Source organism: Lacibacter luteus (assembly GCF_004118265.1).
Taxonomy (GTDB): Bacteria; Bacteroidota; Bacteroidia; order Chitinophagales; family Chitinophagaceae; genus Lacibacter; species Lacibacter luteus.
Genome location: NZ_SDHW01000002.1, coordinates 394,915 through 415,845, shown reverse-complemented (window position 1 = coordinate 415,845; position 20,931 = coordinate 394,915). Strand labels below are relative to the sequence as shown.

General features: G+C 43.5%; 21 protein-coding genes. 15 read left to right on the top strand and 6 right to left on the bottom strand.

Features of this window, described 5'->3' with window-relative positions; genetic code table 11:
* The first annotated feature begins 16 nt into the window (after positions 1 to 16).
* The 4 genes from ESA94_RS09465 to ESA94_RS09450 all read left to right on the top strand — a co-directional run bounded on the left by ESA94_RS09465 (position 17) and on the right by ESA94_RS09450 (position 4,542).
* Positions 17 to 1,534 carry a RagB/SusD family nutrient uptake outer membrane protein gene (locus ESA94_RS09465; RefSeq protein WP_129130643.1) on the top strand — a complete coding sequence of 506 codons (1,518 nt, stop codon included), beginning with the start codon at positions 17 to 19 and terminating at the stop codon, positions 1,532 to 1,534.
* Between the two features lie 96 nt (positions 1,535 to 1,630).
* The gene (locus tag ESA94_RS09460; protein WP_129130642.1) at positions 1,631 to 2,614 is read left to right on the top strand and encodes an alpha/beta hydrolase; all 984 of its coding nucleotides are present in this window, start codon (positions 1,631 to 1,633) and stop codon (positions 2,612 to 2,614) included.
* A complete protein-coding gene (locus tag ESA94_RS09455; RefSeq protein WP_240671021.1) occupies positions 2,611 to 3,594 on the top strand; it encodes a pectinesterase family protein in 984 nt (327 codons plus the stop codon). The genes ESA94_RS09460 and ESA94_RS09455 overlap by 4 nt, the downstream gene beginning before the upstream one ends.
* 186 nt (positions 3,595 to 3,780) lie before the next feature.
* Positions 3,781 to 4,542, top strand: a complete 762-nt coding sequence (locus ESA94_RS09450; protein WP_129130641.1) for a rhamnogalacturonan acetylesterase — start codon at positions 3,781 to 3,783, stop codon at positions 4,540 to 4,542.
* A gap of 25 nt (positions 4,543 to 4,567) precedes the next feature.
* Here the strand turns inward: ESA94_RS09450 and ESA94_RS09445 are convergent, their stop codons facing one another.
* The gene (locus ESA94_RS09445) at positions 4,568 to 5,338 is read right to left on the bottom strand and encodes a DUF3050 domain-containing protein (protein WP_129130640.1); all 771 of its coding nucleotides are present in this window, start codon (positions 5,336 to 5,338) and stop codon (positions 4,568 to 4,570) included.
* 412 nt (positions 5,339 to 5,750) lie between these two features.
* Between ESA94_RS09445 and ESA94_RS09440 the strand changes: the two genes are divergently transcribed.
* The 3 genes from ESA94_RS09440 (at position 5,751) to ESA94_RS21410 (ending at position 7,093) form a co-directional block, all read left to right on the top strand.
* Positions 5,751 to 6,506, top strand: coding sequence for a hypothetical protein (locus ESA94_RS09440; protein ID WP_129130639.1), 756 nt, complete (start codon positions 5,751 to 5,753; stop codon positions 6,504 to 6,506).
* A 192-nt stretch (positions 6,507 to 6,698) separates the two neighbouring features.
* The gene (locus ESA94_RS09435) at positions 6,699 to 6,914 is read left to right on the top strand and encodes a hypothetical protein (RefSeq protein ID WP_129130638.1); all 216 of its coding nucleotides are present in this window, start codon (positions 6,699 to 6,701) and stop codon (positions 6,912 to 6,914) included.
* An 8-nt stretch (positions 6,915 to 6,922) separates the two neighbouring features.
* The gene (locus ESA94_RS21410) at positions 6,923 to 7,093 is read left to right on the top strand and encodes a hypothetical protein (protein WP_164972687.1); all 171 of its coding nucleotides are present in this window, start codon (positions 6,923 to 6,925) and stop codon (positions 7,091 to 7,093) included.
* A gap of 302 nt (positions 7,094 to 7,395) precedes the next feature.
* On the opposite strand, the gene ESA94_RS09430 is transcribed toward ESA94_RS21410, so the two are convergent.
* Positions 7,396 to 9,189: a PAS domain-containing sensor histidine kinase gene (locus ESA94_RS09430; RefSeq protein ID WP_129130637.1), complete on the bottom strand. Its 1,794-nt coding sequence runs from the start codon at positions 9,187 to 9,189 to the stop codon at positions 7,396 to 7,398.
* Between the two features lie 317 nt (positions 9,190 to 9,506).
* On the bottom strand, positions 9,507 to 9,758 hold the full coding sequence (locus tag ESA94_RS09425) for a hypothetical protein (protein WP_129130636.1): 252 nt from the start codon (positions 9,756 to 9,758) through the stop codon (positions 9,507 to 9,509).
* Between the two features lie 174 nt (positions 9,759 to 9,932).
* Here ESA94_RS09425 and ESA94_RS09420 point away from each other — a divergent pair, with 174 nt between their 5' ends.
* From ESA94_RS09420 to ESA94_RS09390, 7 genes are all read left to right on the top strand, one after another.
* Positions 9,933 to 10,295: a hypothetical protein gene (locus ESA94_RS09420; RefSeq protein ID WP_129130635.1), complete on the top strand. Its 363-nt coding sequence runs from the start codon at positions 9,933 to 9,935 to the stop codon at positions 10,293 to 10,295.
* Positions 10,296 to 10,307: 12 nt separating this feature from the next.
* Positions 10,308 to 10,964: a hypothetical protein gene (locus ESA94_RS09415; RefSeq protein WP_129130634.1), complete on the top strand. Its 657-nt coding sequence runs from the start codon at positions 10,308 to 10,310 to the stop codon at positions 10,962 to 10,964.
* Between the two features lie 74 nt (positions 10,965 to 11,038).
* Complete coding sequence (locus ESA94_RS09410; protein WP_164972686.1) at positions 11,039 to 11,710, top strand: sensor histidine kinase; 672 nt, start codon at positions 11,039 to 11,041, stop codon at positions 11,708 to 11,710.
* Complete coding sequence (locus ESA94_RS09405; RefSeq protein ID WP_129130632.1) at positions 11,673 to 12,326, top strand: response regulator transcription factor; 654 nt, start codon at positions 11,673 to 11,675, stop codon at positions 12,324 to 12,326. The genes ESA94_RS09410 and ESA94_RS09405 overlap by 38 nt, the downstream gene beginning before the upstream one ends.
* A 35-nt stretch (positions 12,327 to 12,361) precedes the next feature.
* Positions 12,362 to 12,751 carry a helix-turn-helix domain-containing protein gene (locus tag ESA94_RS21795; RefSeq protein ID WP_129130631.1) on the top strand — a complete coding sequence of 130 codons (390 nt, stop codon included), beginning with the start codon at positions 12,362 to 12,364 and terminating at the stop codon, positions 12,749 to 12,751.
* Positions 12,752 to 13,109: 358 nt separating this feature from the next.
* Positions 13,110 to 13,544, top strand: a complete 435-nt coding sequence (locus ESA94_RS09395; protein WP_129130630.1) for a MauE/DoxX family redox-associated membrane protein — start codon at positions 13,110 to 13,112, stop codon at positions 13,542 to 13,544.
* A 113-nt stretch (positions 13,545 to 13,657) separates the two neighbouring features.
* Positions 13,658 to 13,978: a hypothetical protein gene (locus ESA94_RS09390; protein ID WP_129130629.1), complete on the top strand. Its 321-nt coding sequence runs from the start codon at positions 13,658 to 13,660 to the stop codon at positions 13,976 to 13,978.
* 57 nt (positions 13,979 to 14,035) lie between these two features.
* Here the strand turns inward: ESA94_RS09390 and ESA94_RS09385 are convergent, their stop codons facing one another.
* The 3 genes from ESA94_RS09385 to ESA94_RS09375 all read right to left on the bottom strand — a co-directional run bounded on the left by ESA94_RS09385 (position 14,036) and on the right by ESA94_RS09375 (position 19,757).
* Entirely contained in the window at positions 14,036 to 15,259 is a 1,224-nt protein-coding gene (locus tag ESA94_RS09385; RefSeq protein WP_129130628.1) for a TlpA family protein disulfide reductase, read from the bottom strand.
* A 185-nt stretch (positions 15,260 to 15,444) separates the two neighbouring features.
* Positions 15,445 to 16,797, bottom strand: a complete 1,353-nt coding sequence (locus ESA94_RS09380; protein ID WP_129130627.1) for a RagB/SusD family nutrient uptake outer membrane protein — start codon at positions 16,795 to 16,797, stop codon at positions 15,445 to 15,447.
* 11 nt (positions 16,798 to 16,808) lie between these two features.
* Positions 16,809 to 19,757, bottom strand: a complete 2,949-nt coding sequence (locus ESA94_RS09375; RefSeq protein ID WP_129130626.1) for a SusC/RagA family TonB-linked outer membrane protein — start codon at positions 19,755 to 19,757, stop codon at positions 16,809 to 16,811.
* Between the two features lie 560 nt (positions 19,758 to 20,317).
* Here ESA94_RS09375 and ESA94_RS09370 point away from each other — a divergent pair.
* Positions 20,318 to 20,881, top strand: a complete 564-nt coding sequence (locus tag ESA94_RS09370; protein WP_129130625.1) for a helix-turn-helix domain-containing protein — start codon at positions 20,318 to 20,320, stop codon at positions 20,879 to 20,881.
* Positions 20,882 to 20,931: the final 50 nt, after the last annotated feature.

Below are 20,931 nucleotides of genomic sequence, written 5' to 3'. Positions count from 1 at the left end.
TTTCAAACTTTAAACGATGAACAAACGTTTTAAAATAATAGCAGCAGGCTTGTTGGCAACAACCCTACTCGCCGGTTGTACAAAACTGGAAGAAGAAAAATTCGGCAGTCTTTCGCCCGATAATTATTACGCAAACGAACAGGCCGCACTGTCGTCTGTTGTGGGCGTTTATCAATTGCTGTCGTACAATGTAGATATTGGTGATCCCTGGCGTATGAAAGAATTCAGCACCGATGAATTTATTGTACCCGGCAGAGCAAGCGGTGGCTGGTACGACCAGGCAAATGTTGATCTCACCAATCATAAACAGGATGCAGATAACAAAACCATTGCACGTGCATGGGTAAATATTTTCCAGGAAATAGGAACAGCCAATGCAGTGCTGGAAAGTTTACAGGCATCGCCAAACAAAGACAAGCTGAAAGCATTGATAGCAGAAACAAGAGCGCTGCGTGCTTATGGTTATTTCTTTGCAATGGACAACTGGGGCAATGTACCGTTGGTAACTGTTGCACGCATCGATCCAAAAGATCTTCCGAAAACAACAGCAAGAGCAGAAGTGTATAAGTTTATTGAAACAGAAATGCTGGCAGCTGTTGCCGATCTGCCATCGGTAAAAGACGTAAACCGTGCTTCGTATTATCCACGCTTTACCAAAGAATCGGTTTACACAGCATTGGCCTATATGTATCTAAATGCACAGGTGTACACCGGTACTGCACAATGGCAAAAAGTAATTGATATGTGCAACAATGTCATTAACACCGGTGCATATAGTCTTACAGCAAAGGCCATTGATAATTTTGCATCGCCTACACAGGCTGCTTCAACAGAAATTATTTCTGCTTTTACAAAAGACCCCACACAAAATGCAGGTAACAACCAGTTTATTCTTTACACACAAAATGGTTTAGACAGGTTGCGTTATAATCTGCCGTTTGGTCCGGCAAACGGTTACAGCACCACACAGGTAGCATTGGATAAATACGAAGACCAGGATGTGCGCAAAACAATGGTACAGTATGGTCCGCAATATTATCTTGATGGTACACCGTTGAAGTATCCGAACGGAACACAACTGGTGCTGATACCTGTACAGGATATTGTTGCAGCACAGGATAACGAAGGCTACAAAGTTTTGAAGTACACACCGGTGGGTGCAAAATGGTCGGGCTTTAATGCAGATAACGATCTGATACTGGAACGTTATTCAAACATATTGCTCATGAAAGCAGAAGCCATCTTCCGTTTATCGGGTTCAACAACAGAAGCGGTTGCGTTGGTAAACCAGGTAAGAACACGCAGCAATGCCACATCACTTTCATCCATTACTTTAAAAATTCTGGAAGACGAACGTGCAAGAGAATTTTTGTGGGAAGGATGCAGAAGAACAGACATGATCCGCTTTGGAACTTTCTTTACCGGTACATGGGCATTTAAAACAGGTGTAACGGCCGACTTCCGCAAGATCTATCCTATACCAAACGAACAGATCAAAGCCAATCCGAATTTAACACAGAACACAGGTTATTAATAAAAATGTTCGGCAAGCATTCGAGTAATCAATAGTTGAGTTACGGGGCTGTTTCTACAGTCCCGTTGTTTTCTTTTTTCATTCAACACAAAAACAATGAAACTAAAAATTTATAAGCTCTCGTTTCTTTTATTGGCAGCATGCACATCGCTGTATGCACAACAAAAACCTATACCTATCGACAGCAGTTACAGTGTAGCGAATGTGTACAAACAAATTCACAAGGAGTTTCCGCATGCTGTTCCTGCAAAAGACAGTGTGCCTGCAAATGTTACCGCATACCGCAATCTTGTGTATACAACCTTACCGCAAACTGCATTTGGCAAAAGAGAATTGCATCTCGATGTATTTACACCAACTGCAAAAGGAATGTATCCTGCACTTATTATGATACATGGTGGCGGATGGCGTTCAGGTACACGCAGCATGCAGGTGCCCATGGCACAGATGCTGGCAGCAAAAGGTTTTGTAACTATTCCGGTTGAATACCAGTTATCACTCGAGGCAAAATACCCTGCAGCAGTGTATAACATTAAGTCGGCCATACGTTGGGTAAAAGCCAATGCAGCAAAATACAATATCGATACAAACAGAATTGCCATCTCCGGTTGTTCGGCAGGAGGTCAATTAGCATCGCTTGTTGGTATGACGAATAATGTACTTCAGTTTGAAGGCGATCATGGAAATACAGGAACAGGCAGCACAGTGAAAGCAATTGTTGATATTGATGGTGTGCTCGATTTTCTTGCACCGGCTTCACTTAATCTTGAACGCAAACCCAACTCTCCCGATATTGAATGGCTGGGTGGTTCGTTTGCAGAAAAACCGTTGATCTGGAAAGAAGCATCGGCTATTTACTGGGCCAAACCAACCACGGCGTTGCCGATCCTTTTTCTCAACAGTGGCTATTCACGCTTTCATGCAGGACAGGATGAACTCATCGGCATGATGAACGAATGGGGACTTTACACACAGGTGCACAAGTTTAATGTAATGGTGCACCCCTTCTGGTTGTTTCATCCGTGGGTAGATGAGACCGTTGATGTAACTGCTGCTTTTCTGCATAAAGTTTTAAAATGATCTTGCTGAAGAATAATCAACAACAAACAATGATGATCCGTTTTCTTTTCTTAATACAACTCTTCTTTGTTACACAACTAAGTGCACAACAGAAAAAAATAACCGTAGCAAAAGATGGCAGCGGCGATTTTACAACTGTGCAGGAAGCAATTAATGCCGTGCCCGATTCAAACAATGCAGTAACCATCATCTTAATTAAGAAAGGAATTTATAAAGAAAAGTTACGTTTACCTGAATCGAAAACGAATGTGCATATGAAAGGAGAAGACTTAAACAGCACCATTCTTACATTCGATGATTATGCACAACGCAAAGACAGTACAGGCAAAGAGATCGGCACATCAGGTTCATCGAGCTTTTTTATTTTCGGCAACAACTTCACGGCCGAATACATTACGTTCGCAAACGCAGCTGGTCCGGTGGGGCAGGCAGTAGCTGTACGCATTACTGCCGATAAAGCACGTTTCTTTCATTGCCGCTTTCTTGGTTTCCAGGATACACTCTACACACATGGCAACGAAAGCCGCCAGTATTATTTTGATTGTTACATTGAAGGAACCGTTGATTTTATTTTCGGTTCATCAACAGCCTTGTTCGACAGTTGTGTGATCTATGGAAAGAAAGGCGGCTATTTTACGGCAGCATCAACTCCGCAACAAAAAACATTCGGTTATGTATTCCGCAACTGTAAGTTTACCGGCAATGCAGCTGATGGTTCGTTTTATCTCGGCCGTCCGTGGCGACCTTATGCAAAAGTGCTCATCGTAAACAGTTATCTCTCTGCTATTGTAAACAAAAAAGGCTGGGATAACTGGGGCAATGCTGCCAACGAAAGCACAACAACGTTTGCAGAATTTGGTAATACCGGCGAAGGCGCTGCAACAACGGAAAGAGTAAGCTGGAGTAAAAGCATTACTGCCGATGAAGCAAAGCAACTGAATACAATTACGATACTGAGTGGCTGGGATCCGTGGAGATGATGGAGGATGTATGATTTCGGATGTAGGATATTTCACACAGAGAGCGCAGAGGACGAAGGGTGAAAGAGAGCTTCACTTCGAAGCCCGTCATTGCGAGGAACGAAGCAATCTCCAATTAAAAAGAAAGATGAAAATCAGATTGCTTCGTTCCTCGGCTCCGAATTAAATTTTCTTCAAACTTTTTTTATGAAACAAAACCGTTTTTACATTTTACTTTTTTGTTGCATCAGCTTTGCATTTGCAATTCCGCCAAAGAATATCCGCATCTGGCTTATCGGCGATTCAACAGTATGTACACAACCCAAAGACCGATCGCCCGTAACAGGATGGGGCACACCCTTCGAAGATTTCTGGGATTCAACCGTAACCGTCAACAACCGTGCAAGAGGCGGACGAAGCACCCGCACTTTCATCAGCGAAGGACGCTGGCAAAACGTTGCCGACAGTTTAATGGAAGGCGATTATGTGCTGATGCAGTTTGGTCATAACGATGAAGCAAAAGAACCGCAGTACAAAGACCGTTACACACCTGTGCCCGATTACAAAACCAATCTCATCAAATTCATTACTGAAACAAGAAACAAAAAAGCCATTCCTGTTTTGGTAACACCTGTAACACGATTCGTGTTCGACAGTAACGGCAACATCAAAGAAACGCACAAAGAATATTCGGCAGCAGTTTGGGAAGTTGGCCGTGCATACAATGTTCCTGTGATTGATCTCGACGAACGCAGTCGTGAGTTGGTACAAAAGCTTGGTCCCGAAACATCGAAGATGCTGTACATGCAGCTCGATACAATGGAGCATCCGCATTATCCCCTCGGACGAAAAGATAATACCCATTTCAACGAGTACGGCGCACGACGTATGGCGCAACTGGTACTTTTTGAAATACGGAAATTAAAACTCGAACTCACAAGCAGAATTACTACAAAAGCAGCACCGTAAGCGTTGAGCTGCTGCATCGAATTTATCAGCAGGCAACAGTAATTGCTTCCAGCACGCCATCCCATAACCCTTTGCGTAACTGCAAAGCTTCCACGCAGGCGGTTGCTGCTTCGTTCCATTTCTGTTCATCGTTACCACAAAGCTCCTGTACCATTTGCATGGCCAGCCGGCTGTGATGATCGCCATCTACTTCAATATGCCGTTCGAGGTAATATTTAAAGGTTGCCAACTGCTGCGGATAACGTTGTGACTGGCGTGTAACCAGTTCGTGAAACATATCGGGAATAAGATCTTCCCTGCCAAATGTAAACACCGCTGCCTGCACATGCACCGGTGCATCATCGATCAATGAAAAGGTAAACGAACAAAAATCGATCACCGCTTTGGGTAATTGCAGTTGCTGCAATGCCTGTTGTACGGGCACGCCCTGTTGCAGGTAAGCCAGCAGCTGTTCAATGGCTGTGGTATCGGCACCAAGCTCCTGCATGGCCTGCAGGTATAATTCGAAATGACTTGTGCGATTACCTTCTGCATCTACATCGCTTTCTTCGCCTGTAACAATTTCGTTAATAAGGTAACGGGTATTGGCGCTGCCCACGGGCACCCACGGCGTGTGTACACAGGTGAGTTTGTTTTGCAGACTTTTAAGCAGGCTCATAAAATCCCACACGGCAAACACATGGTACTGGCTGAACTGTTGCAGATGTTCCAGCTCCTGCAAACGCAGGTAAAGCGGATGTTGTATAATATCGTTGCGAACGCTGCTGATGCGTTGCTGTAACACAGAAAGATGCATGCTTTGATTTTTTTAAGGGAGCGAAAGTAAGGAGGGAATGGATTGGAAAAGCAGGTTGGGAAAAGATGTCTGGTTTCGTATGCAGGCTTTATGATTTGTTGCCGGGTACTGATTACTTGTGTGACAATTTCTAAGTGACAGACAGGTCAAGATCAAGACGCAGAAACGCAACAAGCGTGACTGCCCTTCGAATTGCATTAACTATTCTTTTGCATGCGCTTTGCATGGGAATAAGACCTTTCCGGCATAAATGTACCAATACGGCATAATTGGCATAAAGCGGTAAAAGCGGCGGGTTGATTTTCTTTCGGTTTTTTGTATTTGTACTCTTGTTGTGTCATTGCAATAGACGGGTTTTAAACGGATGTACCCCTGAAACATCTTTCTTATTTCAGTTTTAAATTTTAAACCGATGGCACAACAAAAAGGAATCCTTCCGTTGAAAGGAACAATCGGTAACATTACATTTTACAAAAGCAAAGACGGGTATCTCGCCAGAGAAAAAGGCAGTTTGAATGCAGAACGCATTGCCAATGATCCTGCGTTTGCCCGTACCCGTGAGAACGGTGCAGAATTTGGAAGAGCCGGACAGGCAGGCAAGGTATTGCGTACAGCACTTCGCTCTTTATTATTGAACACAGCTGACAGTCGTATGCTGGCAAGGCTGACACGAGAAATGTTGAAGGTGATACAGGCAGATGCAACCAACGATCGTGGATTGCGTAACGTGATTGATGGCGAAGCTGAATTGCTGGAAGGGTTTGAGTTTAACTCCAGCAGTAAACTCGGTACATCGTTGTTTGCGCCCTACACTGTGAGCATTGACCGTGTGAGCGGTGCGCTGACAATTTCTATTCCACCGTTTGTTCCGGTGAATATGGTGGCTGCACCGAGTGGTGCCACTCATTTCAAACTGGTTTCTGCCGGTGTGGAAATAGATTTTGAAAACAAAACGTATGTTATTGATTTCAGTAACAACAATGCGTTGCCGATCAATTCAACTGCTACGGCGGCTTTGAACCTGAATCACCAGGTTACTGCCAACAGCACTAAGCCATTGTTTCTTGTATTGGGTATTGAGTTTTACCAGGAGGTGAATGGTAACGAATACAGTTTGAAGAACGGTGCGTTTAATGCGCTATCGCTTGTTAAGGTGAGTGGGGTTTAATTTTTATCCCCCCTCCTCCCTTCGACAAGCTCAGGATGGAGAGGGCAATTCATTCTTTCTTCGACGGAGTCCTTTTTCTAAACAGAAATACAGCAATCATTTATTGCTTCAACTATTCACTCCTGAGCGGATGGGGAATTGTATTGCCTTTTGTTTCTTGAATTCAATTTTTTCACATCATAAAAACAGAACATGAATAAGATTTTGAAACGTGCCAAACGACGTACTCCAAAGTTTTTTAAACAAGTGCGCAATATTGGTGTAGCGCTGGCAGGTGTAAGTGCTGCTATTCTTGCGGCACCTGTGGCATTGCCTGCGGTGCTGATTAAGGTTGCCGGTTATTTAGCAGTAGCCGGTGCTGTTGCCGGAAGTGTGAGCCAGACTGCTGTTACAAACGAGCGGAATTAATTATTCCTATGCAAGACTCGTACTTTTTGAAAACAGGAACTGCCGGAGGAACGCTGACGATTCTTTTCGCAAACATTCATACAAATGATCTTGTAAAGACAGCAGTGCTTGCTGCTGTGGGTGCAACGGTGAGTTTGGTTGTATCGTTTGTTTTGAAGAAGTTGTTTGGAAAGAAGTGAGTGAGCCGGTTTGAAAGCCCCGAGATTATTCGGGGCTTTTTTGTTTCACGCAGAGAAAAGGAGAGGGCAGAGATTGTGCGCTGCGCTTACAATGTATTGCTCACAGATTGACACAGATTAGTAAACCACGCATTGCACCAATGAACACGCAGAGGTAATGCGCTGCGCTTACTATTCTTTCAACCACAGATGAACGCAAAAGGACGCAGAAGATGATTCACTTCGTTCATTGTTGTTTCACGCATTTCCAAGTTGAAAACCGAAGATGCAGGCCGTAGGACACAGAAGGAACAATGAAGCCTTTATTTGTTTGTTGCAGTAGTTTTGTGTATTGGTATTACCAGCGTTAACATACAGCCTTTGCCCGGTTCTGTATTGATGAGAAGTGAGCCATTGTAGAGTTCGCTGCGGTTGTACATGTTTTTGATGCCGAAGCCCTGCTCCTTTGCATTGATGTTAAAACCGATGCCGTCATCACTGATGCAAAGCACAATTTCTTTTTGCGATTTTGATAATGTGATTTCGGCGTTAGCGGCATTGGAATAACGGAATATATTATCAAGCTTGTCTTGTATTATCCGGAAAACAGCTAATTCAATTTCGAGATCGCAGGGATAAAGGGTGGTGTAAGATTCGGTAAATAACCGGATGTGAATGTTTTGTGTTTTATTGAGGTTATTGATCAACAATGTAACGGTTTCTACAAGACCAACCTGTTTGAGATTTTCCGGGTCGAGGGCATAACTGATTTTCTGCAGTTCTGTGATGGCTTTGCTGACAATAAAACCTGCTCTTTGCTGTTGTTCTGAAACGTCACTTGCAGCCATATAGAATTTACTCATTGCCAGCAACTGTGCAATGTTTTCGTGCAGTTCGAAAGCGATACGGTGACGTTCTTTTTCCTGGGCTGCAATTATTTCGGATAATATTTCCTTTCGCTTTTGCTCTTTACGTAATAAGAGCTCCTGCTGCAGCTGTTTTTCTTTGCTGATATCGGTACTTACAGCACAGGCAAATAAAACCTTTCCCGCTTCATTTGCAATTGGTGTAATGGTATGGGTGTACCAATGAGTTTTTTGATCGTTAAAAAAGTCGTACATGGCTTCGTAACGTACAGTATTACCAAGAAACACCTGCTGTAATACGTTTTGCAGTACGTGCTTCCTTTTGGGATGTGTGAACTGCATCAGGTCATCGCCTGGTTTTATTTGCGTGCTGATGGCCAGCTCAGCAATTCGTACGGCTGCATTGTTGACGTATACGAGTTTGTATGTTTCATCGATAATAAACAATCCTTCGCTGCTTGTTTGCGCATAGGCATCGAGTAACTGTTGTGCATGGCTGAAACGTTTTTGTTCTGCTAATTTGTTAGCAGTGATATTCCTGTTAACTGCCACATAACCAAGTATCGCATTTTGCTGATCACGCACAGTTGTTACTGAGGCATGCAGGTAAATATGTTCTGCATCATCGTGACGGAAGAAATCGACCTCTCCCTGCCAGCAATCGTATTCCATTAAATCATGTGCCGCTTCTTCTTTAGAACTGTTGTTATAATTGTACGTGAATACATTGAATGCATTGCGGCCCAGCATTTCTTCTTTTGTGAAATGATAAATGTCTTCGGCTGCTTTGTTCCAGGAAAGTATGTTGAAGAGAATATCGGTTGTTATAACGGCCTCGGAAATCTGATCGAGGAGACGTACCTGGTATAAAAGTTCGGCTTCATTCTTTTTTTGATCTGTAATATCCCGACCTAAAAAACTAATACCCGTGACTGCTTGTTGTTCGATTACTGATTCCAGTTCGATACAAAGCCAGCGCTGCTGCTCGTTTTTAATCTGTACCTGTATGTTGTGCGTTATTCCAGGTTGTTGTAAACAGCTGCGGCAGAGTTCTTCGAAATTTTCAAGCGTATTGAACAATGTATTTTTGTAAATGGGAGTTCCTTTTTTGTATGCGGCTTCTTTACCGAAGACGGACCAGAAATGATCGTTGGCTTCTGTGATTTTTAAGTTGCTGTCGGTACGTGCAAAAAATATTTCGGAGGCGTTGCAGATTTTTTCGGTGAGTATGGCAGAAGGATCGAATATCATATGCAAGTGATTAAAGGTGTACCACAAGATTACAGTACCTTAAGTTAGTATGCTTTACAGATATTAGCAAGTTGGGTTGAGGGAAAATTACCGTGGATGACACAGGGTTTACGAATATTTTTGGCGGCAGATGGCCGCAAATAAACACAAATTAAGTAAGCCACGAAGAACACGAATAGATGGTGCGCTGTACTTACCTTTTTTTGCCACAGAGGGACGCAAATGGACACAGATGATGATTTACTTCGACACTCTCCTTCGCTACGTTACGGGAGCAAGTCGCTCACACTTCGACTTCGCTCAGGACTTGGCATTGCTTAAGATTGGAGGAAGTCTTTGATGAGTTCTTCGTCGATGCCGGTAAAGAGGGAAAATTCTTTGATGGTGATGAATTCGTCTTTTGATTTGCCAAGAGCGGTACGGATTTTTTGCAAAAGCTGTCGTGCTGTACGACCACGCCGGCCAGTGATGTTTTCTACGTCACGTGTATAAAGTACAACACGCTGCGGTATTCGGTTGGGTACTGTTTGCATAGTGTATGTTCCGGTTAAACGAGGTATAAATTTCAAGAGATTCTTTTTAAATTGAAACCAAGAAAATACCCGTTCTTCCTGTTATTTATCGTATCGTATTTATTTGCTGCGGTTCGTAAGTAGTATAAATACCCCTTGCGTTATCGCATAAACAGGATTGTATAGCTGTGTATTCGTTTACAGTTTTGTGGAGTAACAAAACCATATTTTATGAACCATTTTATTTCACTCCAGGAAGCTATTGAAATGACCACTCTTTTCCGTGCACAGCAGGAAAATATCCTGAAGCCGGAATTTCAGCAACGAAATATTCTTGCACGATCGGAAGCATTTGAGCGAGCAGCATTTGACACGCTGCTTGCCAAGAATGGCTGTGCCGGATTGCGCATTTATTACGGCATGGGCATTGATCTGAAAGTACATGCGATCATTGTTGCCATTGATGCAAATGGTCATGATCTTCTGCCTGCATCAGCAAGTATGCTTTCAACAATGGAAGAGGGTGAAGACATTGCGGAAAGAGGAATCCGGTGCCCGGATCTCTGCCCTGCTGATTCGCCTCTGAACAGTTAATAAAACAAACACATGAATTTTGAGTTGAATGCAGCTTTTAGTTTTACTGTTGGCATTGGTGCCATCATCGGCTGGATCAGGATACGAAAAACTGATCCGGCTTTTTTGCCTTTTTTGTTTTTGCTGTGGCTTGGTTTTTTACATGAGCTTGTGAGCCTGCTGCTTGTTACTTCGGGTTATTCGAATGCGTTAACTTATAACGTTTTTACATTGCTGGAAGTGTTCCTGATCTGTTTGCAGTTTTACAAATGGGGTTTATTTGAAGGGAAACAACGACAGTTCTATTTCCTGCTTTTATTTTTTGGTTTTGCATGGTTAATGGAGTTTGCTTACAGGAGCAGTCTTTATATCTATTTTTCGTACTGTATTATTCTTTATGCGACATTCATTGTGTTTATGGCGATCAATCTTTTGTGTGATGTGATGTTCAGCGAGCCTGGACCATTGCTGTATGAAACCAAGTTTCTTGTTTGTATGGGTTTTATTGTTTACTTCACTTATACCATACTGGTAGAAGTCTTTTGGTTTTACGGGTTGAACAAGAGCACCGCCTTCCGCCTTCGTATTTACGAGTTATTAGGGTATATAAACTTATTTACTAACCTGGTTTATGCCTTTGCAACATTATGGATACCACTGAAACGACCTTATATTCTGCAATCGTCCTGAGTGCAACTGTAATTTTAACTTTGTTACTCTATTTTGGATATGCTGTTTACCGAGGACAGCTGAAACATTTCAGGATGCTTACCAGAAACCTTCTTGCTGAGATGGAGGTAATGGAACGAGAACGGACAAGGATTGCAAGTGATCTGCACGATGAACTCGGTCCACTGCTGGCGATGACCAAAATTCAGCTTGAGCAACTGCAGCCACAAACAGATACAGAAAAGCAACGGCATGCCAATGCTGTACAAAACCTTGTAACGTTAATGCATCGTTCGGGAGAGATCGCCCGTAATCTTACACCTAAAGTATTACTGACAAAAGGACTGCAAACGGCACTTGCCGATTTTGTAGAACAGTTTAGCGAAGTAAGCAAGATGAAGATGAAATTAAATTACCGGCTTGTGAGTAAGCCCTCTTCGTTTTATGCATTGCAGATCTTCCGGATTGTACAGGAGCTGGTGTATAATGCCGTAAAACATTCGGAGGCAGAGAACCTGCATATTGAATTACGTGAGTATAAGCGCAAACTGTATTTGTTTTATACTGATGATGGTAAAGGGATTGAGCGGTTGAAAGCGACGATCGACGGAACAAGGCTTGGATTAAACAGTTTGCAGAACAGAGCTTATTTACTTGGCGGTAAAATGAAACAGCTTCAACCGCAGATAAGAGGAACTGAGTTTTTATTTGAACTACCTATACAGATCTATGACGAACGAAAAGACCCGCATCATCGTAGCCGATGATTATCCAGTTCTTGCCGAAGGAATAGGACTGATGTTAAGCAATGAGTCTTCACTGGAAATCATTGCAGCCTGTGCCAACGGACAGGAACTGCTGGAACGTGTTGATGCCTTGCAGCCGGATGTTGTGCTTACTGATATTGAAATGCCGGTGATGGATGGTATTGCTGCCACAAGGATTCTGAAAGAACGTTATCCGTTGCTTGGTGTGTTAGCGTTTACCATGTTCAGCGATCATCACCTCGTAATTGATATGCTGCAGGCGGGTGCCAACGGTTATTTATTAAAGAGCTGCAGCAAGTATGAATTACTTGAAGCTATTGTTACAGCCCGCAAGGGACTTACCTATTTCAGTAACGACGGTTCTATGCGGCTGTTTAAACAGCTTGCAAAAACAAGTTTACCCGGGGATGAAAATGCTGTTGTGCTGAACGAAACTGAACAGGAAATTATACGGCTTATTTGCGAACAATATGCCAGCAAGGAAATTGCCTTGCTTACTCAATTAAGCAAACGTACTATTGATAAATACCGTGATGTGATTATGCAGAAAACAGGATCGGTAAACATTGCGGGTATAGTTGTGTATGCGATACGGCATGGTTTGTATAAGCCTTAGCAGAATTATTTTATAGTACATGCAATCGGGGAAGAATGTATTGCATGATTATGGAAGAAAAGAAATTATATTTCAGTGCGCATGAACTAAAATGTATCAAAAAAGCAAAGAGCGTTATCGCTGCTGATATAACGCAACATTTGAGTATTGAAAAGCTGGCTTTGCATGTTGGTATTAACAGTTATAAACTAAAGTATGGTTTCAGAAAGTTATATGGTACCAGTATTTACCAGTTTTTATTGCAAAGCAGAATCAAGCAAGCGAAACGCTTATTACATAACCCAACGCTACAAGTAAAAGTGGTTGCAATGCAATGCGGGTTTAAGAATGTGCAGCATTTTATTACGTGTTTTAAGAAGGTTGAAAAAATAACTCCCGGCCAGTTTCAAAAAAAACAATTTGAAAAATTCCTGAAATGCAAGTAGAACTTAAATACACAGATACATTTTGAATTTCTTCTTGTTACTTTTTGCTTGTCCAAAAAGTAACCAAAAAAGACCCCGGGATCAATTACCTCCTGATCCCGGAGGGTTCCTTGATTTAGCTGATGTACTACTGTCGCTTCAGCAAATAATTAACATGTACATACTATGTGCAGCAGTCTAATTTCTCTATTGGGTAGTTTATGTGTTACATTCTAAGAAACCTTTCTTTAAGACTATTCATTACCGAATTGAAACGATTCATTACTTTTTTGAAACCTGATTTATTTGCAAAGGGTGAAATGATTTTAGAATTTTAAGGAGTGAAGCGGGGAATGATTCGTTGATAAACTTATTGACGATGAAAAACATTCCTGTTGCACTTCTTTGTTCGAGTTTGCTGATTCTGCTGTTTACGTATACGGCTATCAGTAAATTAACCGACTATGCAAACTTTATACGTTTCATTGATGAATCTTCCCCGATTCATAAGGGAGCAGACACGATTGGCTGGTTACTACCCGTAACTGAGTTGGTTGTTGTACTGCTCCTGTTTTTTGAACGAACACGAAGAGCAGGTTTGTATGCTTCTTTGCTGTTGCTTGTTTTGTTTACGCTGTATTTACTGTATATGGTTTTGTTTGTTGCTGATTTGCCGTGCAGTTGCGGAGGTGTGATCAGCAAGATGAGCTGGCAACAGCATGTATGGTTTAACCTGTTTTTTATTGGCCTTACTATGCTTGGGTTGTATGCGATACGCAGACAGCAACAAGTGGCAAAAGATATTCAATACTGAAAAAGTTGCGCAACGATTACATGTATTGATGCCTTCCTTCGCTAAAGCTACGGAGGGCAGGGGCCATGCTGAAAACCCTGAACAGAGTAAGCATCATTTTAAATTATGCATTTATGAAAAAGTATGTTTTAGGTTTTTCTGCGGTTGTACTTGCAGCTGTGATGGTTGCGTTTACACAACCGGTTACCAGGAATTACGATTCGGATCTTGTATGGTTTGCAGTAGATGCAAATGGTAATGCAACCAATCCAACAAACGGAACCATGGGTGACGAACCACCTATTTCCTGCCCCGGTTCACTTACGCCCTGTGCTCGTGCCCTTTCGATTTCACAGGGAGAAGTGTCGCTTAACAGCGGCAGCAGTACTGTTTATCATATCAATACCGGCTACAGTACGGTAAGTGATTATGACGAGGAACGGAAAAAGGATTGATGTTTAACAGAAACAGCCCTTAGACAAGGGCTGTTTTATTGGTTTTCACATGGATTATTACCGCTGTACCACAAGCAGTATTTTACTTTCTCTTTTTTCCATTTTCATTGTGAATCCTCGCTCTTGCAGTAGTTGCTGTACACTTTCGATGGACTCGTCTTGTTTTCTAAAATTGATTGTTACCTGTTTCTTCTGGTGTCCTTCATATACAATGGGTATGTTAACGGGTAATACAGCATGTATATAGGCGGGTAAGCCTGATGCTGCATAATTGATCAGTTCGAATGAAGTGAATGTTTCTTTTACTGCAGGTTCAGCAACAATTGTAGTGTCTGTTTCTTTATTACTTCGGATGACCCAGCATTCCATTGTTTTGTTTTCCACTTTACTTTTTACCCCGAAGAACTGATCAAGTGCATGTTGCATCTGGTTCAGTAAATAAAACTCATTTCTTTTGTTGTTACCCTGATCCTGAATATTTAACTCAAAGCAGTATCTATCCGTTGTGTTTACACCTGAATCAACCAGTATTTTTAAATTCTTTTCCCTGGCGAGAATAAAAATCTGCCGCATGTAAGCCGATTCATATAAATCCCGCAGCGTCATGTTCTTCGCAATAAATTTTGTGTGGTTGTTTTTAAACCCGGAGCCATAAGAGAGGCCGGGTATTTCTTTTGTAAACAGTGTGCTGAAAAAAACATCCTCATTTCCGACAAGACCTGTTGTTATAAACGGAACAGAATAATCAACCCCGATTATATCATGTTTTAACGGTAAGGTTGCTGTATCGGACCGGCGGATGCGGTTTAAATTTTCTTCTGTAATGTATTCATGAAATGTTATGGCCCTGATGCGCTGCTGATCATCAATTACCACGATTTGCGGTACGGACTGATAGGGAAAAAGTTTACGCAACATCTTATCGCCATAAGCAATGGGGAGACCAATTGTTTTTACTTCTTTGCGACGACGGAAGAGGTCTTCAATTTTTTCTTTTTCTTCGGGGGAGACGAGTATAATGTTTATACTATCGCCCCATTTTTTTTGCAATGCTGCCATTTTGGGCATTGAACCGATGCAGGTGCCACAGGTGGTGCCCCAAAAATCGATGAGCAATAACTGGTTTTTCTTTGCCTGCAGTTTTGCAGCTGTTGTTTTGCTGTTGAGGATATTGTTTAAAACAAGCGGCGGCATTTTATCGCCTACCGTTAATTCTGTTTGTGCAAGGCTTTTGCCATAGATAACCAGCAGCAGCAGATAAAGCAAGTATGTTTTTTTCATTTATTGTTTTTTTCGTTGTTGTTAAAGAAAATAATGCAGGTGATTGAAAGCTCAGTGAAAACCCAACCCACCCCACCCCTCCGCAAAGCGGAGCAGGCACTTCCGGGAGGGGAAAGGCAGGCTCCGAACAGGCAAGGATTTCAGCCGTGAACAAATTGTTTTAGACGGACAGCCGTTTATGATCATTAATAGCCGGGGTTTTGTGTGAGGTTGCTGTTTGTTAATACATCATCCTGCGGAAGCGGAAAGAGTGCAGCCGTTGGTTGCCATGCGGGCTTTATTGCGTTCATTACTGTATTGATGCGACCTGTGCGTTTAAGATCGAACCAGCGATGCCCCCATTCGGCAAAGAGTTCGACCCTGCGCTCCTGCTCTACTGCATCGAGTATTTGCTGTTGTGTAAGCGTGGCCGGAAGCGGCGGCAAGGCTGCTCTTGTGCGGATGGTATTGAGATCGGCTATTGCCTCTGTTAACTTGTTTTGCTGTGCCAATGCTTCAGCACGAATGAGTACCTGTTCGGCCATGCGGAGCACCATGTAATACTCGTTTACTGTTGCTGTGGTATTTCGGTATTTGGCCGGGTAATAATATTTTACCGATTGGGTGGTGATACTATCGACCCAACGCTGCCTGCGTTGATCGTTTGGTTCAAATGCAGCGAGCTGCTGCGGTGTAAGAAAAATCTGCGGAGAGGTACCGGCCGGACGAAGATTGGACGTTTCCTGTAACACACCGGTGCGTGGTGCCAATTGCCAGATGGCTTCTTTGCTGTTTTTAAGAAAGACCGTTTGCGGTGCCTGCAAGGGTGTAAACATGCCGGAGTTGATGACTGCAGCTGCTTCCTGTTCGGCCAAGCTCCATTGCCGGTTGTAGAGATAGGCCCTTGCCAGCAATGCAGCAGCAGCCCATTTGTTGGGCCGCAGTTTTTCGCCTGTGCTGTATTGTTCGGGAAGTTTGTTTTTTGCCAAGGTTAAATCGGCAATGACCTGTTGCCAGATTGTTTCTTCAGCTGTGCGTGGAGCCAATGCGTTAACCTGGTAATCGGTTGTAAGCAGCAAGGGAGCATCACCAAACATATTGACGAGGTACATGTAACAAAGCGAACGGATGAACCTGCACTCGGCCGTGAGTTGTGTTGCTGTTGCCGGCGTTAGTGAAGTTGATTTTTCAATGCCTTCGATACAGGCATTTGCATAATAGATTTGTTTGTATAAACCCGTCCATAAGTTACGCACCTGTGCATTGGCGGGTGTTATTTTATTGTTGATGAACTCCTGAAAAATGAGCGAAGGATTAAAGCGGCTCATTTCATCGGAAGAAATTCCTGCATACACGGTTGTAAGAAAATTGGAATAAGCCGGTGCAGCATTGATCATGAACCCATAGATACCCGTTACTGCCGAAGTGGCTTTACTATCGGTAACGAATACCTGCCCGGCAATGACCTGGTTTTCGGGGCCGGGAATTTCTACAAACTTTTTGCAGGAAGCTAAGAGCAGCAATGCTGCCATGAACGCAAGTGTTTTATGTGTTTGCATGTGCCTGTATTTTAAAGTGTGATGTTGATGCCTGCAGTAACAATGTTTAAAGGTGGCAGGCTGAGTATGTTCTGCGATTCTGGATCGGTGCCTTTGTAAGGCGTAAGCGTGAACAGGTTTTGTGCCTGCATGTAGATGCGCAGGTTTTCGATCCTGTTTCGCTTTAACCAATGTTTTGAAAAGCTGTATGCGAGCTCCATATTCTTCAGCCGGAGAAAAGAAGCATTGACCAGTGCGTCCGATGAAGAACGAAGATTGAACCATGCGGTGTAAGCAGGTGAAGCAACTGATGCGGTGAAGCGCTGCACGGAAGTATTGTCGCCCTGTTTTTGCCAACGGTGAAGTACCACCGAAGGTTGGTTGGACATGGTGCCCGGTACTGCGGCCAGTGAGTTGGTATAGCTGCGCCCTGTTTGCTGCACCCATTGGATGAACAGCGTAAACGACCAGTTTTTCCAGTTAAGGGTATTGATCAAACCACCATATAAGCGAGGGCCGAACCAGCCTGTTGTTTTTAAATCGTTGGGTGAACTGATATTGCCATCATTGTCTGTATCGGTAAAACTGTAAAGCCCCGTTTGCGGATCGATACCGTTGTATTGGAATGCCCGGTAAACAGTGAGCGGCTGACCGAGCTGGTAAGTGTACCTGTTGGCTGATAATTCAAGAGCGGGGTAACGAAGTAGTTTGTTGACGGGTATGGTGAGATTGGCTTCGGTTTTCCAGGTAAACTGTTTTGCCTGCAGGGTGGTTGCACTGAAGCTCCACTCCCAACCGCTGTTTTCGATTAAGGCATCGAGGTTGCGGAGGATGCTGGGGAAGCCTGTTTGGTTGGGCAGTTTATCGAAGACCAGCTGGTTATCGCTGCGGTTGCGGAACCAGACGGTTGTTACACTGATACGGTCGTTGAAACACTGAAGTTCCAAAGCTGCTTCGAGTTTTTTGGTACGCTCCCAGCCATAGTAGGGATTGAAGAGACGGGCTGGCAATATACCTGCTGTGCCTTGGTACTGGTAAGCAGTTAAGCTGCTCCATGTATCGAGGTACTGGTAATCGCCCACCTGATCGTTACCGGTAAGGCCATAGGATAAACGCAGTTTACCAAAGCTGATGAAGGGAATGGCTTGTTTGATGTTTTCTTCTTCGGAGAAGACCCAAGCCACACCTGCCGCTGCAAAGTTTGAAAAGCGGTTAGCCGGACCAAAACGGGAAGAACCATCACGACGGAGGTTGATGTTGATGAGGTATTTGTTTTGGTAGCGGTAAGCGATGCGACCAAAGACTGCATTGTAGCGATACAGGCTGTAGCTGTTTGCCACTGCCAGTTGCCCGGCAGAAGAGAGATTGCCCAACAAATCGTCGTTGTTGTACAGAGATGCAGATATGGAAGCTGATTGCTGTACCCGTTGTTGTACTGAAAGACCGGCGAGTACTTCCAGGTTGTGGCTATTCCATTTTTGTTTGAAGGAAAGCTGGGGTTCGGTGATCCATCCGTTGAGCAAGGCATTGACCAATTGGGTGCTGCCTGTTGTGGTTGCAGAGGGGCGTTGTGCTTTGATGGGTGTTTTCCGCTGCTCGGAAAGCTGCATAAAATTGTAGCCCAGGTTGGTGCTGAATACAAGGGATGGAGCGAGCCTGTACTGGAGTACGGCATTACCTGTGAAGTTGTGCGTTGTGCTGTTGTAGGTATTGAAGCGGTAACTCATGGGATTGTCGAGCCCATCGGTCCATTGGAGATTACCTGCTGCATCGAACAAGGCCGGAGCATTGGGTGGCAGCAAGATGAAGGCAGTAAGATCGGTTAAGGGCAGTTGCTTTTTATCGATGGTGCCTGCTGCTGTGAGTGTTGCCTTGAATTTGCCGGAAGGATTGGCATGGTTGACTGAGAGCCTTACCGAGGAACGGGTGGCCGGTTTACTTTGCGGGAAGACAGGAGTTTCGGAAAACCAGTTGGCGCTGAGCTGGAAACGGGTGAGGCTGTTACCGCCGGAAAGCGTTGCCTGCATGTTGGTTGTTTTAGCTGTACCTCCCATGAGGAAGGCCGGCCAGTTGGTATAACGGTTTTGCTCCCAAACCAGCAGATCGGGATCGGTGGTGGGTGAAGCCGTGAGCCCATCGTTTGCCAAGGCCTCTTTGCGCATTTGGAGGTATTGCTGTGTGTTGAGCAAGGCGGGCAGGCGGGTGGTATTGCCGAGGCCGTGGTATATGGCCAGATCGAGGGAGGTTTTACCAGCCTTCCCTTTTTTGGTGGTGATGAGCACTACCCCGTTGGCGCCCTGTGAGCCATAGATGGCCGTAGCATCGGCATCTTTAAGGATTTCGATGCTTTCGATATCGGCCGTGTTGATGGTATTGAACGGGTTTTGTACGGCGGCGTTGATGGTGCCGAGATTGCCTGTATTGAACATGAGGGGTACCCCATCGATGATAAAGAGCGGCTGGCTTCCTTGTGCAATGGAGTTTTGGCCCCGGAGCTGGATGTTGAAGGTGGAACCGGGGAGGCCATTGTTTTGTGTAATGAAGAGACCGGGTATCCTGCCCTGCAAGGCTGCGAGAGGATTGGAGACCGGTTGTGTGCCGATTTGTGCTGCACTGATTTTTGCAATGTTACCTGTGCTGAGGCGTTTGGTAGTAGTACCATAGGCCATGATGACGGTTTCATCGAGCTCGGTGATTTTGCGTTTGAGGATGACCGTTACAAGCCCTCTTGTATTGTTGGGCTCGGTAGCGGTTTGGTAGCCGATGGCTGAAACGATGAGGGTATCGTAAGGGGCTGTGCCGGTGAGGGTAAACTCTCCTTTGCTGTTGGCCAGCGTGGACCGTGATGTGCCTTTGATGGTAATGGTAGCAGCCGGAACGGGATTGCCCTCTTCGTTGATGATGTTGCCTTTGATGGTGATTTGCTGGCAGTTGCTAAATAAGGGGCAAAGCAATACCAGGCAATAAATGAGTTGTTTCATTTTTGCAATTTGGTAGGCAAAGGAGTTCTTAACCTCCCAACCGGCTGCCGCCAACCATAACTGTTATTGCAAAAAGTGAGTTAGCAAGGAGCAGTGAAAGGGTGTGGGAACCTCTTCGCTGTTAATAAAATGGTTTATGGGATTGTTGTAAGTATACGGTTTACACAGGGTTCTTGGGCTTACAAAAAAACTTTGTTAGCAGTAGATAAATAGCGGTATGTAAACTAAGTGCTCTCATTCTAGTTAAGAGAGCCTGCAATGGAGTAAGTAGACTGTAAAATGTGGGCCCTACTTTCTTCCACTCACTCGTTTTTTGACAGCCAAGAAAAGCGGAATAACGGTAAGGCCCACATCAAACTTAGGATAAAAAGTGTATCCATAGAAGATATGGGCATTTACTTACCGTCTCGTTTTCTTGGCTGTCAAACTTTGAGTAACGAGACTCTTTTATAGTATTTGCCTATGTTCTAATTAATTCGACTGTGAAAGTAATAGACATCATTTGAATTACAAAATATTTTGAATAATTTTTAGGACAACATGTTTTCTCCCTTTGGGAGATGGCAAGTACGAAAACAAAAATCACATCTAAACAATTAACCGCACGACTAATTAAGCTGAGGAAAATATCAGGCTTAGAAATTTCTGGATTTGCAGAGTTTATTAATATATCCGAAAGCCATGTATATGCAATGTTGAATGGAACAAGAGAAATTACTGAAGGAGCAGCTGAAAAGATCGCAAATAAGTTCGGTATTTCTGCAAAGAACCTTACTGACAGATCTTATAAATTGACTGAAGAATTAAGGAATGCGCCGTTACTAAAAAATTTTTACAATGACACTAAGCATACAACCAGCTATTTTATAAAAACCAATTCTGAAGGAAAGAGTTCGTTTTTCGTTGAAAATAAACTATATAAAAGCGGCTTCTTTGATAAACCTGTTTATGTTAAAGAAGTGCGAAGCGCTTGTAGTCAAAACGGCTTTTCTTATACCAGTAAACAGATTTCACAGATTTTGAATTACATGGTAGATAGAAAACTTTTGAAACGTAAAAAGAAGCCCATCATATTAGCCAATGGAAAGACAGGAAAAAGAATGGTTGATGTATTTTATAAATAAGCATTGTTTTAACTCTTGCATTTCTAAATTCTTTTTTGAATATAGGCGAA

Coding starts and splice junctions, on each gene's coding strand:
- ESA94_RS09465 (WP_129130643.1), top strand. CDS start 17: ATGAACAAACGTTTTAAAATAATAGCAGCAGGCTTGTTGGCAACAACC.
- ESA94_RS09460 (WP_129130642.1), top strand. CDS start 1,631: ATGAAACTAAAAATTTATAAGCTCTCGTTTCTTTTATTGGCAGCATGC.
- ESA94_RS09455 (WP_240671021.1), top strand. CDS start 2,611: ATGATCTTGCTGAAGAATAATCAACAACAAACAATGATGATCCGTTTT.
- ESA94_RS09450 (WP_129130641.1), top strand. CDS start 3,781: ATGAAACAAAACCGTTTTTACATTTTACTTTTTTGTTGCATCAGCTTT.
- ESA94_RS09445 (WP_129130640.1), bottom strand. CDS start 5,338: ATGCATCTTTCTGTGTTACAGCAACGCATCAGCAGCGTTCGCAACGAT.
- ESA94_RS09440 (WP_129130639.1), top strand. CDS start 5,751: ATGGCACAACAAAAAGGAATCCTTCCGTTGAAAGGAACAATCGGTAAC.
- ESA94_RS09435 (WP_129130638.1), top strand. CDS start 6,699: ATGAATAAGATTTTGAAACGTGCCAAACGACGTACTCCAAAGTTTTTT.
- ESA94_RS21410 (WP_164972687.1), top strand. CDS start 6,923: ATGCAAGACTCGTACTTTTTGAAAACAGGAACTGCCGGAGGAACGCTG.
- ESA94_RS09430 (WP_129130637.1), bottom strand. CDS start 9,189: ATGATATTCGATCCTTCTGCCATACTCACCGAAAAAATCTGCAACGCC.
- ESA94_RS09420 (WP_129130635.1), top strand. CDS start 9,933: ATGAACCATTTTATTTCACTCCAGGAAGCTATTGAAATGACCACTCTT.
- ESA94_RS09415 (WP_129130634.1), top strand. CDS start 10,308: ATGAATTTTGAGTTGAATGCAGCTTTTAGTTTTACTGTTGGCATTGGT.
- ESA94_RS09410 (WP_164972686.1), top strand. CDS start 11,039: ATGCTTACCAGAAACCTTCTTGCTGAGATGGAGGTAATGGAACGAGAA.
- ESA94_RS09405 (WP_129130632.1), top strand. CDS start 11,673: ATGACGAACGAAAAGACCCGCATCATCGTAGCCGATGATTATCCAGTT.
- ESA94_RS21795 (WP_129130631.1), top strand. CDS start 12,362: ATGTATTGCATGATTATGGAAGAAAAGAAATTATATTTCAGTGCGCAT.
- ESA94_RS09395 (WP_129130630.1), top strand. CDS start 13,110: ATGAAAAACATTCCTGTTGCACTTCTTTGTTCGAGTTTGCTGATTCTG.
- ESA94_RS09390 (WP_129130629.1), top strand. CDS start 13,658: ATGAAAAAGTATGTTTTAGGTTTTTCTGCGGTTGTACTTGCAGCTGTG.
- ESA94_RS09385 (WP_129130628.1), bottom strand. CDS start 15,259: ATGAAAAAAACATACTTGCTTTATCTGCTGCTGCTGGTTATCTATGGC.
- ESA94_RS09380 (WP_129130627.1), bottom strand. CDS start 16,797: ATGCAAACACATAAAACACTTGCGTTCATGGCAGCATTGCTGCTCTTA.
- ESA94_RS09375 (WP_129130626.1), bottom strand. CDS start 19,757: ATGAAACAACTCATTTATTGCCTGGTATTGCTTTGCCCCTTATTTAGC.
- ESA94_RS09370 (WP_129130625.1), top strand. CDS start 20,318: ATGGCAAGTACGAAAACAAAAATCACATCTAAACAATTAACCGCACGA.